15 protein-coding genes are annotated in these 11,679 nt (G+C 40.8%); 8 read left to right on the top strand and 7 right to left on the bottom strand.

Annotation, left to right across the window (positions count from 1 at the left end; translation table 11 throughout):
- Nucleotides 1–130: 130 nt before the first annotated feature.
- The 3 genes from zntR to CHJ_RS14005 all read left to right on the top strand — a co-directional run bounded on the left by zntR (nt 131) and on the right by CHJ_RS14005 (nt 2,123).
- Entirely contained in the window at nt 131–529 is a 399-nt protein-coding gene (gene zntR, locus CHJ_RS14015) for a Zn(2+)-responsive transcriptional regulator (protein WP_171752811.1), read from the top strand.
- A 102-nt stretch (nt 530–631) separates the two neighbouring features.
- Nucleotides 632–1,423 carry a helix-turn-helix domain-containing protein gene (locus CHJ_RS14010; protein ID WP_171752810.1) on the top strand — a complete coding sequence of 264 codons (792 nt, stop codon included), beginning with the start codon at nt 632–634 and terminating at the stop codon, nt 1,421–1,423.
- Entirely contained in the window at nt 1,344–2,123 is a 780-nt protein-coding gene (locus tag CHJ_RS14005; RefSeq protein WP_317918124.1) for a hypothetical protein, read from the top strand. The genes CHJ_RS14010 and CHJ_RS14005 overlap by 80 nt, the downstream gene beginning before the upstream one ends.
- Nucleotides 2,124–2,260: 137 nt before the next feature.
- On the opposite strand, the gene CHJ_RS14000 is transcribed toward CHJ_RS14005, so the two are convergent.
- Both CHJ_RS14000 and CHJ_RS13995 read right to left on the bottom strand, forming a co-directional pair.
- The gene (locus tag CHJ_RS14000) at nt 2,261–4,237 is read right to left on the bottom strand and encodes a putative bifunctional diguanylate cyclase/phosphodiesterase (RefSeq protein WP_317917956.1); all 1,977 of its coding nucleotides are present in this window, start codon (nt 4,235–4,237) and stop codon (nt 2,261–2,263) included.
- Between the two features lie 176 nt (nt 4,238–4,413).
- Nucleotides 4,414–4,623 (bottom strand): hypothetical protein, encoded by a 210-nt coding sequence (locus tag CHJ_RS13995; protein ID WP_171752808.1) that lies wholly within the window; start codon nt 4,621–4,623, stop codon nt 4,414–4,416.
- Nucleotides 4,624–4,830: 207 nt separating this feature from the next.
- Here CHJ_RS13995 and CHJ_RS13990 point away from each other — a divergent pair, with 207 nt between their 5' ends.
- The 4 genes from CHJ_RS13990 to CHJ_RS13975 all read left to right on the top strand — a co-directional run bounded on the left by CHJ_RS13990 (nt 4,831) and on the right by CHJ_RS13975 (nt 6,679).
- On the top strand, nt 4,831–5,097 hold the full coding sequence (locus CHJ_RS13990; RefSeq protein WP_317917955.1) for a DUF5062 family protein: 267 nt from the start codon (nt 4,831–4,833) through the stop codon (nt 5,095–5,097).
- A gap of 120 nt (nt 5,098–5,217) precedes the next feature.
- Nucleotides 5,218–5,748, top strand: a complete 531-nt coding sequence (locus CHJ_RS13985) for a Crp/Fnr family transcriptional regulator (protein ID WP_317917954.1) — start codon at nt 5,218–5,220, stop codon at nt 5,746–5,748.
- Nucleotides 5,749–5,832: 84 nt separating this feature from the next.
- The gene (locus CHJ_RS13980) at nt 5,833–6,447 is read left to right on the top strand and encodes an NAD(P)H-dependent oxidoreductase (protein WP_317917953.1); all 615 of its coding nucleotides are present in this window, start codon (nt 5,833–5,835) and stop codon (nt 6,445–6,447) included.
- 19 nt (nt 6,448–6,466) lie between these two features.
- Nucleotides 6,467–6,679 (top strand): hypothetical protein, encoded by a 213-nt coding sequence (locus CHJ_RS13975; RefSeq protein WP_317917952.1) that lies wholly within the window; start codon nt 6,467–6,469, stop codon nt 6,677–6,679.
- Nucleotides 6,680–6,780: 101 nt separating this feature from the next.
- On the opposite strand, the gene CHJ_RS13970 is transcribed toward CHJ_RS13975, so the two are convergent.
- From CHJ_RS13970 to prmA, 5 genes are all read right to left on the bottom strand, one after another.
- A complete protein-coding gene (locus tag CHJ_RS13970) occupies nt 6,781–6,945 on the bottom strand; it encodes a hypothetical protein (RefSeq protein WP_171752803.1) in 165 nt (54 codons plus the stop codon).
- 341 nt (nt 6,946–7,286) lie between these two features.
- Nucleotides 7,287–8,429 carry a diguanylate cyclase gene (locus tag CHJ_RS13965; RefSeq protein WP_317917951.1) on the bottom strand — a complete coding sequence of 381 codons (1,143 nt, stop codon included), beginning with the start codon at nt 8,427–8,429 and terminating at the stop codon, nt 7,287–7,289.
- Nucleotides 8,430–8,641: 212 nt separating this feature from the next.
- The gene (gene fis, locus CHJ_RS13960; RefSeq protein WP_171752801.1) at nt 8,642–8,938 is read right to left on the bottom strand and encodes a DNA-binding transcriptional regulator Fis; all 297 of its coding nucleotides are present in this window, start codon (nt 8,936–8,938) and stop codon (nt 8,642–8,644) included.
- A 24-nt stretch (nt 8,939–8,962) separates the two neighbouring features.
- On the bottom strand, nt 8,963–9,931 hold the full coding sequence (gene dusB, locus CHJ_RS13955) for a tRNA dihydrouridine synthase DusB (protein WP_171752800.1): 969 nt from the start codon (nt 9,929–9,931) through the stop codon (nt 8,963–8,965).
- A gap of 132 nt (nt 9,932–10,063) precedes the next feature.
- Entirely contained in the window at nt 10,064–10,951 is an 888-nt protein-coding gene (prmA, locus tag CHJ_RS13950) for a 50S ribosomal protein L11 methyltransferase (protein ID WP_317917950.1), read from the bottom strand.
- Between the two features lie 200 nt (nt 10,952–11,151).
- Between prmA and greB the strand changes: the two genes are divergently transcribed.
- On the top strand, nt 11,152–11,628 hold the full coding sequence (greB, locus tag CHJ_RS13945; protein ID WP_171752798.1) for a transcription elongation factor GreB: 477 nt from the start codon (nt 11,152–11,154) through the stop codon (nt 11,626–11,628).
- Nucleotides 11,629–11,679 lie beyond the last annotated feature (51 nt).

Raw genomic sequence — 11,679 nt, 5'->3', positions numbered from 1 at the left:
TCGTCTATTTGATGGCGCGTATTCTAACTAATTTGGTTGTAAAATGCTCGCGCAATCGATTGCTTTTTTCGTTGTTTATTCAATTCAGTCTATCATTTGCAGTAAATAGTATGAAAAACAAGGCAGTAATATGTTGTTAATTGGAGAACTGGCGAAAACCGCAGGCGTGACGGTTGATACGCTTCGTTTTTACGAAAAAAACGGTTTAATTGAGCCAAAAGGCCGCAGTGAGTCGGGATATCGTCTTTATGATCAAAACAACATTGAACAGGTAAAGTTTGTATTGAATGCCAAACAACTTGGCTTAAGTTTGGAAGAGATCAAAGAGTTACTCGATATTCGACTGGAAGCGACGCAGCATAGTTGTGCAGAAGTAAAAGCAATAACCAGTGCAAAACTGACAGTAATTGATGAGAAAATAGCGGAGCTGACAAAAATCCGTACTGCGTTAAAAAAGATCAATGATGCCTGCTGTGGACACAATGATGATAATGCCAGCCATTGCTCAATATTAGAGGCGTTAAAATAAACTGGCTAAAAACGAGGAATTTGACCGAAGTGACTATAATTTACCTAGCGGTTAACTTAAGATCAGGCTTAATTAATTGCACCACTAACAGAGGCGCTGACTTTGAGTGCTAAATATAGCTACTTTGCGTGGCAAATGACGGTTTCTAATCCAACCGATAAGCTGATTTTATTGCTACTGGCGGATTATGCTAATGAAAATGGTTATAGCTCTATTTGTCTCAATGATGTATGTCATTTTTGTTCGTTAAGCGATATCGGTATGGCAACACACCTAACGTCATTAGCTGAGCAAGGATTCATTGAGAGAATTCGCCGTGACGGTCAAGGTAAGCAAGAGACGTTAACCTTTAAACTGAATATTGCATCACCGGTGGCTAACCAACAACCTGCTGTGTCAGATATGATGCCGGTACAGAGTGATAATAGCCTCTCTCAGCCTGCAATGGACAATAATCAAAGCTCGGCTATACCTGTGTATTCAATGCGAGAGACGAACAGTGGTGGATTTCCTGCCAGCTCTCAGTATGTGGGAAGTAAGCGTAGTGAAGGCAATGCCATCTCAACCTATGATTTAGATGAAAACAGCATTCCAACTTGGGCTGAACGTGCATTTCGTTTTTCTGGAATAGCAAATGATCACACTGTAGTGTGGCGGAATTTTGTTATGCACCATAAAGCGCGTGCGAATGAATTGATGACCATTTCTAGAGTGGAATCTAAGCTTCAGAACTGGCTAACCAATGAGAAAAGATATGAAAGGCAGCAAACCGGTCGATCAACACCTTCAGGAGATGGAGGAAAAGCTAAAGCAGCTGGGTATCAACAGAAGCTTAGCCCATCTGAGCGTTTCAGGCAGCAAGTCATCCAAAAAGGACACAAACCTAAGTTCTGATTCTTCTATACAGCAAGAAACAGATAGTGGGCACGCTTTGCAAGCAAGTGAAGTGCCCCCTGCGTCTTATCAAGGCGCAGCCAGTCAAGAGACATCTGTTCAGCCTGCTCAACAAAGCAGCGTTGGACAGCATTTTGATGCTGATAGTGGAGAGCTTACGGATTGGTGTATTAGCGTATTTGGAACGCTGTTTTCAATCTATGAGTCAAAATGGGAACACGTCCATGGCAGTGAGCCAAACATCAAATTCATCTTGTTTACTGAAGGGTTAACGGAAGAGGACTTTGATCGGCTATTGCGCCACTGTCGAGAACGCATTCAACGTGGAGAGTATTGGCCTCCATCCACTGGTGAACTGCAAGTTCTTAGTAAAGAGCTAACCACTGAAGAGAGAATGGATAGCCGCGTTAGGGTGTTAAACCGTGCACCAAGCAATGAGCTAGAAAAATGGTTAGTACAAAATAAACTGTATGAGCTAAAACGCGTGCCTGAGTACAAGCTTGATGAGTTGTTTAAACGTTACTATCTGGAGGCGAAAAGCCTTCAGGAACGCGGGATGCTAGTGACTGAACTGCCTCGCAACTTGTTGGCAGAACATTCAGTTAAGAACTTAAATGATCTAAAAAGAGAAGAGTTTGAAGCTAGCCATGGTAAGCAGCTTGACCCTCGAATTCAGCGAATCTTGGATGCTAAAAAGTAACCGTTAAAATCATAAAAAGCGCCAAATCATGATAGGTTTGGCGCTTTTTTATTTCTGTTTTTGCCTTTTTATTTTGAGTTAAAGTTAAGTAATAAACCATTCGAACGAACGGTTAGCTCGACGTCGGCTGTCAATTTCTAGTACGCAGTCGCGATACTATTTTCATTGGTACAGCAGGCCAAACTCTCTTCCTCAGAGTCGTGTTTACTTTTTACCTCGGCACACTCCTGCAAGAATATGCCCTTTGCAATTAACTGCGACATAAGTTCTGGACGAGAAAATAGATAACCTTGATATAACTGACAGCCACGTTGTTGCAAAAACAGTCGTTGCTGCTCCGTTTCGACCCCTTCGGCGATAACTTTAACCCCTAGAGCATCTGTCATCGCCAATATCGCGTCTACAATGGCGGCATCGTGATGATCATGGAGAATATCCGAAATAAACGATCGATCTATTTTTAATGTATCAATAGGCAGCCGTTTAATATAATTAAGAGAGGAGTAACCAGTACCAAAATCATCAAGGGAAATGCCTATTCCCATCTGGCGCAATGTTTCCATTTTTCGAGAGACATCTTCGATATTTTGAATGACAACACTCTCTGTGACCTCTAAAACAAGATGAAAGTTCTCCTGATCGAAGGACTGAACAACTTGCAGAATTTGCTCGACAAAGTCCTCTTGCAAAAAATGGCTTGGACTAATATTGACCGCAATTTTTAGCACTTTGTCAGTAAAACATATGTCGTTAAAAGACATGTCATTAAAGGACAGACCCTTCTGTGCATTTAATGAGTGCGTATTTGAGGAGAGATCACTTTGGGGCTGTTCAGTTGGTAAATGAGATGCGTGTGAATGAGTATTTTTCACTTGAGAGAACGCCTGTGAGCATTCAACAAGCGCTTGGCGTAACACATAAAGACCAATTTTATCGATGAGTCCTGCTTCTTCTGCAATAGGGATAAATTCATCTGGACCTATAAAATCACGAGTAGGGTGATCCCATCGAAGCAGAGCTTCAACCCCAAACACGGCTCCGTTACTATCAATTTGTGGTTGATAGTGAAGGTAAAATTGTTGCGACTCTAATGCCTCGTGCAACTCTTTGGCTAAATTTACTCTCTCTTCTATTCGTTTCTGCATATCATGATGGAAGAAGCTAAAACGTCCCGAACCTAGAGATTTTGAATGATATAGCGCGGTATCTGCTTGTCTTAAAATATCGCCGACAGACTCATTGCTCTGCTCCGGAAATAGTTTGATGCCAATACAGCTGGCTGCTTTTAGTTTATGTTCAGCAAGGTGTATTGGCTTATCTAATGTGTCGATAATATCTTGTGCAATAGTTTGTGCTTTTTGAATGCCACTCTCTTTATCTGAGCTTAACGCGGTTAAAACTAATACAAACTCATCGCCACCTAAACGGCCTAAAAAGTCTTTGTCGCGACGAATTTTCTCTAACCGATCACTGGTGATCTTTAAGACTTTGTCTCCGGTTTCGTGACCAAGTAAATCATTAATTTGTTTAAAATTGTCTAAGTCAAAAAATAACACTGCACTAAAATATTGTTGGCAGCTAGCGCGAGAAATTTCACAGTTCAAGAAGTCCATCAGTGCAGGACGGTTTGGTAGCTTAGTTAAAGCGTCATGCAGGGCTTGATATTTTAGTTCTCGCTCTATTTCCCCACGTTGAACAATTTGTTGCTTTAATTGGGTATTAGATTGCAGAAGCTCTAGTGAGCGCTCATTAACTCGTTGATCTAACTTAATGGTGAGTTGATCCAAAGACTCACGGGTTTCCAGCAACTCGCGAATACTAGGAAGCCAGCGACGAAAGCCCATGGCGAGAATAATAAAGCCCAGTAGCGTTCCAAGTACTTTTTCAAGGAAAGCTTGAAACTCAGTATCACCAATAACAACTAGATAGTTTAGAGAAGGAAAGTTATCTGTAACATCAATAATTAGGCTAAATAGCAGCAACCCAAATCCAGCAACAACTAACTTAATGCCGGACTGCTGTTTAATTAAATTGTGGGTAGTTGCTTTTAAGATCGTAAAGAAAACCACTGTAGCAAAAAGTGCTGCAACGGTTTCTATAAAAATATCAAACATTTACTGTGTTACCTATCACTGCGTTAAAACGATATGTAGTTATTATTGTCGAGTGGATACTGACATATTTAATACATTTCGACTATTAAAACAGCAGTTTTTATTCTTCAAATTAATGAAAATGCTAATAGGTACGTATTTTTGCAAGAATTAGTGAACTGACGGACGCTATCTTGTTATTTATTCAGCTCTTTTTCAATATCATCGGCAACCTTAGACGTGCTTTCACCAACGGCTTTAACCGCGTCGCGAGAAGCGTGCCCGATCGATGTCGTGATCTCTTTGGTGGAGTGTCCAATGGTTTTTCCTGTCTCTTTAATTTCTGCACAGGCAGATACAAAAAGTACAGCGCTAAGGGCTAATACGGCTGTGCTTGCTGATTTCATAATGAAGCTTCCTAGTGAGCGTGATGTTCAATGACGACTGCGGGTAAAGATATCAGCATTTCGTAGAGATAGAAATAATAGAGGATATCGGATTTGCTATAGAAATATTAAAAGTACAACGCTTAGTATTTGCTATCAGTTTAAAAACAAAGCGCTTTTTTTTAATATATACTCATTGAACAATTTGATGATATCTATGGTGAGCATGTGTCGAAAACGACCAAGATAATGAATGAAGACAAGCTGTTCAAAAAAGCATTAGAAGTGGGCAGTAAGATGGCGAAAATGCAGGGCTTTCAGCTGTTTGATGACGCAACTGCGCAACCCATAAAAGCTAAGGCACTTTACTTGTTCTTAGTCGAAGTAAAGCAAATCACTCCTCTCCCAGCCGATAAAACCGACGGCAAAAATGTTAAAAAACGACTGGCTCTGTGGATACACAGCGCATTGCCTGATAATGATCCGTTAAAGTAATGAACATTACACCCAAACCAGCTGATGGCGGGTTTGGGTGTGTCTCTTTTTATATTTTAATTTATTATTTTTAGTACAGACCCTGGCAGCATAGTTAAATATCATTAATGGGGTAAGCCTATGAACACAGCCCGCGTTATCTGGTCGGCGTTAGAGCCCCATGTAGTAAAAACTGAACTCAGTAAAAAACAGACCATTATTGAAGAAGGTGTGGTATGTGATACCGTCTATTTTGTTGAAACTGGGTGTATTCGCTCTTGGTTCAACCAAGACGGAAAAGATATCTCCTTTCAGTTTTTTATGCAGGGCAGCATCATAACGGCTTGTGATAGCTTATTATTTAGCGAACCTAGCCCGTTTTCCTATCAAGCTTTGTTACCTACAACCTTACATTCCATGCCCATGGTGGATTTTAAGCAAATAATTTCTCAGTCTCCGCAGTTACAAGAAGCTGGGTTTAAACTCGTCAGTGAGAGGTTAAGGCACTACCAACGGCTTTTTCTATCCCGCATTAAAGATACGCCTCAGCAACGTTATCAAGAGTTACTTAAAACCCATCCTGAGAGCATCCGTATGATCCCGCAACATTACATCGCGTCGTATTTGGGGATTACATCTGTGTCATTAAGCCGAATCCGATGTAGAAAATAGAGCAATTGATAACATATGTTATCGTTGCTGTGGCTCCTGCTGCTCTAAGATGTCTCGCGTCGCCGTTTTGTAAAAGAGGTATATATGCGAGTTCTTGTAGTGTTCAATCATCCTTACGAGGGAAGTTTCTGTAATGCCCTGTTAAATTCCGTTACGAATGGTTTAACCTCCGCCAATCATGACATTGATTTGATCCATTTAGATAAAGATAACTTTGACCCAGTGATGAGAGCAAAAGATCTGCAAGCTTTTGCGTTGGCACGAACTGAACCTGAGAAAGCACATCAAATGTTAGACCCTCAAGTACTGCAATATAAACAGCGTATTGAGCAGGCTGATCATATTGTGTTTATCTTCCCGATTTGGTGGGAGTTGATGCCAGCACTAATGAAAGGCTTTATAGATAAAGTCGTTTTTCCGGGCATTGCATATCAATATAAAGATACTGGATTAGGGATGTATTCGCTTTTAGATAATCTAAAAGGAGTCACGATGATCACGACAATGAATACCCCCTCTTTTGCTTATCGTCTTCTGTTTGGTAACGCCATTAAAAAAGCCATGCTTCTTGGTACTTTTTGGAAGATTGGCGTGAAGAATCGAAAATGGATAAATTACGCACAAGTAAAGCCTGCATCAGATAAAAAACGTTCTCGCTGGCTTAACGAGTTAGAAAGCCATTTTTCATTAATTAAGTAACGTCAAATGGTGATAATAAATGAAAGAAGATAGTGATATCTCGTTCAGTGATAGCAAACCATGCCCATTTTGCGGAAGTTCAATACTATCTGAAGAGTGGGCGCTTCCTCCATGGGGAAGTAGGATTTTAGAGAAAACTATAGTATGTAATGATTGTGCCAGTTGCGCCCCTGAGTACATATGGAATAGAAGAGCCTCTATAAAGCAGCAAGAGCCAACCAAGGAAGAGTAAATAGGCTTTAATCGTTTACCTTCACCCTCTAAAGTTCGTCGCCATTCTCCGAATGTATACTCGTCTCAGATGATAAAACGCCCACAAGGGCGTTTAAATGTTTACGACTCATCTTGCTGTAATTGCGCTAACTCTTCTCTCTTATGGCTAGAGAGTAATGACAACAGAAACAGGGCAACCTCGGTATTGTTAGCATGATCCTCTGTTGAATTATCAGCGACCGCACAAAGAATAAAATCTTCAACTTGTTGGTAAAAATCGGACATAAATGCCTCCATCAATATCAATAGCGAACACCAGAAAGACTCCAGTCCTTGATATTTAACTGAACAAGGTTTTTATGTACGAAGTAGCCAGCTATAGTTGCCAGTTTAACTCACCAATATTTCATTACTACGGGTTAAAGAGCCCGAGCAAATTTTATAGGTGTGCTAACAACGCACATTAGATACTAGAGGTTGCTAGTGTTCATGTGCCCAGAAATGAATGCGAGGTCTCTAATCCCGACACTGGATGTTGCCAGTGCTTGGTAAGAGTATAAAAATGAAGAATCGTGTGCAATAAGAGTTTGATTTGTTAGGTTATCAAAGGTGCTGAAACTCGTTAGTTAGTGTTTAACTATACAATCACGTCCTTTGGTTTTCGCATCATATAAAGCATTATCCGCTCTGTTAACTAAGGAGCTCCAGTCATCACTATTCTGAGCCTTTGTTAAGCCAATGCTCACGGTGTATTGACCAGATGAGAGTTCTGCCTCTGAGCGACTTTTAGTGTAAACCTTAATTCTATCAGCTATTTGCATTGCTTGGGCTTCATTAGTATTCGGCAAAATAACAATAAACTCTTCTCCCCCGTAACGAAAACAAACGTCATTTTCTCTGCATGATTTTATAAGGATTTCACCAAAGTGTTTTATCACCTTATCTCCATAGTCATGACCGAACGTATCGTTAATCACCTTAAAGTGATCTATGTCAGCAAGAAGTATCGATATATTACTTTCATGCTCTTTATGGATAAAACGAGGAATAAGCTTTCGTAGACCTTTTCTATTATAAAGTCCCGTAAGTTCATCTGTTATAGAGGAGTGGTAGATCTGTTTTAATAATCGATCGGTTAACATCCAAAATACAGTAAATACCAAGCTGATAATGGTGATGGTGGTGATAACAAAGGACAGTTTATGTATATCTGATGTTGAATAGTAATCTAAGATCTGCCCGTCTGATAAGGTTACTATGGCCCGAAAAGTCATGTACAAAGCATTTATGATTAAAGTCAGATTCAGTAGAAGCCTGGCCTTATCATTGTCTTTCCTTGTCCCTGAATGGTTTGCGTAAATAGTTAGTACACATATGGCAACAACTAAGACACTTCGCGTTTCAATCCTTGATGTAACAGAGGGAGAGAGAATGGTATTGTGAGCAAAGAAACCAATGGCAAAAATAGTCACTATAATCGACACTAAAAGTAGAGAGTGATTTGCCCCTCGCAATATTGTTATTCCTGCAAGTAATAAACAAAAAGCTATGGTGTATGTGCAGTTTGAGAAAAAAACCACATATGTTGAAGATTGAGTAAAACCTAGTGCTAGAGGAACAATGCTTAAGCCCAATAACAGGACAGCATAACCCACTTGATCAACTCCCACTGCTATCCCTGCAAACATGTATCTATGAGTTATTAGCAGTGCACTAGCGATTATGATTGCTAATATGGAGCTGTAGATTGCTAAGGTGTATATATCCATAAAGTCACCAACTACAATGAACTTAATCCTCTTTTAATCAGTATTACTTATTTTTTATTAACAAATCTATTTGTATTAACAATAATTGCTTGTTGGTTGAGGCAGATCAGTTTGTAAGTAAATGTGAGTAGAAGGTTTTTCTAGCAACAAAACAAAAAGCCCAAATAGCAATGCTATTTGGGCTTTAAAATCATTTTGTTAACTAATCTAGATTAGTTCATGCCGTATTTTTTCAGCTTCTTACGAAGAGTGCCACGGTTAATGCCCATCATGTTAGCTGCGCGAGTTTGGTTACCGCGAGTGTATTGCATAATGGTGTCTAGTAGCGGCTGTTCAACTTCTGCTAATACTAATTCGTAAAGCTCGCTCACGTCTTGACCATTTAACTGAGCAAGGTAGTTTTTCAAAGATGCTTTTACAGAGTCACGCAGAGGTTTCTGAGTGATTTGATCTTGTGAAGTTACAGTAGTTACTGTTAGTGGTTCGGAAGTCAAATTTTGTTCGAACATATTATGTCTAGCTCTTCTCGTAATTTATGATGCAAATTTTACAAAGTAACCTTCTAGCGCATCAAGCTGCTCATGAGCAACATCAATGGCATTGAAGGTACGGCGAAACTCACTGGCTTGCTCATGTTCTTTTAAGTACCACCCAACATGCTTACGAGCAATTCGGGGGCCAAGAAACTCACCATAAAATTGATGAAGCTCTTGAACATGACCAAGTAAAATTGCCTTTACTTCCTCTAAAGGGAGCGCGGGCATCGTGGTGCCGTTTTCCAAATAGTGTTGGATCTCTTTAAAAATCCAAGGACGACCTTGGGCAGGCCGACCAATCATTAAAGCGTCTGCACCGGTGTAATCCAGTACATATTTTGCCTTTTCAACACTGTCGATATCCCCATTGGCGATAACGGGTATTGAAATGGCGTTTTTTACCGCTTTAATACTGTTGTATTCTGCCTCGCCTTTGTACATGCAAGCTCTTGTTCTCCCATGGAGTGCCAAGGCTTGTATGCCACAGTCTTCGGCCATTTTTGCAATTTCTACACAGTTTTTATTGTCTGTGTCCCAGCCAGTACGGGTTTTCAGTGTGACTGGTACATCTACCGCATTAACCACCGCAGAGAGGATATTTTTAATCATCTCCGGATGCTGCAGTAGTGCTGAACCTGCAAGTTTCTTATTTACTTTTTTTGCAGGGCAACCCATATTGATATCGATAATTTGTGCACCATTATCAACATTAAACTGAGCGGCTTCTGCCATTAGCTGTGGATCTGACCCGGCAATTTGTACTGAGCGAATGCCCGATTCACCTTCATGCACCATGCGCTGTTGGGATTTTGACGTTTTCCATACACGCGGGTTAGACGACATCATTTCACTGACTGCCATGCCCGCGCCGTATCGAAGGCACAACTCACGAAAAGGTCGATCAGTAACTCCGGCCATCGGCGCGACGATCAAATTGTTCTTAAGTTGGTGTTTTCCGATTCTCAAAACGTCTTCACAGTTCTGTACCAGCAAGGGCGCGCATTTTACGCATTTTTTTGATGCGTGAAAAGACTAAATTTTGAGCATTTACATTTTGTTTTGTAAATTGTCTAAAATTCAATCAATTACTGGTGCTGTTTATTGGCTTTTTTTACCAGAGATACGACACCACTCCTGCATTTCTGCAATTGGGTCGATGGCAAATTCATCTTTATAATAATTTGCGACGTCTTCAGCTTGTGTATCTAATACACCTGACATGGCAATTTCACCGCCATTTTTGACTAATCCTTTGATTACTCCAGAGAGTTCTCTTAATGGTGCAGCCAAAATATTGGCGACAACCACATCGGCGATCAGTCCTTCTGGCTGGTCTTGAGGTAAGAAAAGTTGCAATTGATCTGCCACGCCATTTCGCTCTGCGTTATCTTTAGAGGCGATGATGGCTTGAGGATCAATATCGACACCAATGACTTTCTCTGCCCCCAATTTTATGGCGGCAATAGCTAAAATTCCTGAACCACAACCAAAATCAATAACGGTCTTTCCTTTGAGGTCGGTTTTTTCTAACCATTCTAAACAGAGAGAGGTGGTTGGGTGGGTGCCAGTACCAAATGCTAAGCCGGGATCTAGCATAACGTTGATGGCGCTAGGGTCTGGCACTTCTTTCCAGCTTGGGCAAACCCACAGGCGCTCACCAAACTGCATTGGGTGGAAGTTATCCATCCATTCCCGTTCCCAGTCTTTATCTTCTAGTTGCTCAACCTTGTAAGCAAAGTCAGCGGTTAGCATATCTGAGGCTTTAACTTGTTCGATGACTTGGTTGGTATCTACTTCTGCATCATAAAGGGCAACGATGTCCGTTTCTCCCCATAGACGAGTTTCGCCTGGTAAGGGTTCAAAAATGGGATTGTCTTTGGCGTCCAAAAAGGTCACGGAAAGTGCGCCAGTTTCATCCATCAACATATCGCTGATGCGCTCAGCATTTTTATCAGTGGCGTTAAATTTTATTTGAATCCAAGGCATGGGAATGATTCTATGGGTAGCTTAAATTGCCATGGAGTTTAGCAGAAATCTGTTTAGCGTCCTCAATTAATCGTCATTAAAGTGTCTGTCCTCGATTCACTCGTTACAATAGGGGAAGAGAAAAAGCGGTTATCTTGGTACTATTTTGGTAAGTGCTCGATAAACATAAAACGAAGATACGTATATAAATTAAGGTAAGTATGAAAACCAAGCTAATTACTCGTGAAGGCTATAACAAGCTAAAAAAAGAGCACGACTATTTATGGCATGAACGGCGACCAGAGGTGACGAAGATAGTGACTTGGGCTGCAAGTTTAGGGGATCGTTCAGAAAATGCGGATTACACCTTTAACAAGCGATTGCTTCGACAGATCGATCGGCGGGTTCGTTTTTTAAGAAAGTTTTTGCCTGAGGTTACCATTGTGGATTACTCGCCTCAGCAAGAAGGCAAAGTCTTTTTTGGTGCTTGGGTTGAGATAGAAAATGAGGCGGGCGAAATAAAGAACTTTCGTATCGTTGGCCCTGAAGAGATTTATGGCGATGCTAAAGACTATATCTCTATCGACTCTCCAATGGCACGTGCTCTGTTAAAAAAAGAGGTGGACGACGAGTTTGTGGTTCGCACGCCAGAGGGTGAGAAAGAGTGGTTTATCAACTCAATTGATTACAAGCAGTAACACGGATTACCACGACTGGTATATCAAGCCGCTTAACCTAAACGGTTAGCC

Origin of the sequence: Vibrio sp. MACH09, assembly GCF_033238805.1 — a bacterium.
Lineage (GTDB): Bacteria > Pseudomonadota > Gammaproteobacteria > Enterobacterales > Vibrionaceae > Vibrio.
The sequence above is the reverse complement of the archived record's forward strand: the minus strand, read 5'-3'. Positions and strand labels throughout refer to the sequence as shown.

Coding starts and splice junctions, on each gene's coding strand:
- zntR (WP_171752811.1), top strand. CDS start 131: ATGTTGTTAATTGGAGAACTGGCGAAAACCGCAGGCGTGACGGTTGAT.
- CHJ_RS14000 (WP_317917956.1), bottom strand. CDS start 4,237: ATGTTTGATATTTTTATAGAAACCGTTGCAGCACTTTTTGCTACAGTG.
- CHJ_RS13995 (WP_171752808.1), bottom strand. CDS start 4,623: ATGAAATCAGCAAGCACAGCCGTATTAGCCCTTAGCGCTGTACTTTTT.
- CHJ_RS13985 (WP_317917954.1), top strand. CDS start 5,218: ATGAACACAGCCCGCGTTATCTGGTCGGCGTTAGAGCCCCATGTAGTA.
- CHJ_RS13980 (WP_317917953.1), top strand. CDS start 5,833: ATGCGAGTTCTTGTAGTGTTCAATCATCCTTACGAGGGAAGTTTCTGT.
- CHJ_RS13975 (WP_317917952.1), top strand. CDS start 6,467: ATGAAAGAAGATAGTGATATCTCGTTCAGTGATAGCAAACCATGCCCA.
- CHJ_RS13970 (WP_171752803.1), bottom strand. CDS start 6,945: ATGTCCGATTTTTACCAACAAGTTGAAGATTTTATTCTTTGTGCGGTC.
- CHJ_RS13965 (WP_317917951.1), bottom strand. CDS start 8,429: ATGGATATATACACCTTAGCAATCTACAGCTCCATATTAGCAATCATA.
- fis (WP_171752801.1), bottom strand. CDS start 8,938: ATGTTCGAACAAAATTTGACTTCCGAACCACTAACAGTAACTACTGTA.
- prmA (WP_317917950.1), bottom strand. CDS start 10,951: ATGCCTTGGATTCAAATAAAATTTAACGCCACTGATAAAAATGCTGAG.
- greB (WP_171752798.1), top strand. CDS start 11,152: ATGAAAACCAAGCTAATTACTCGTGAAGGCTATAACAAGCTAAAAAAA.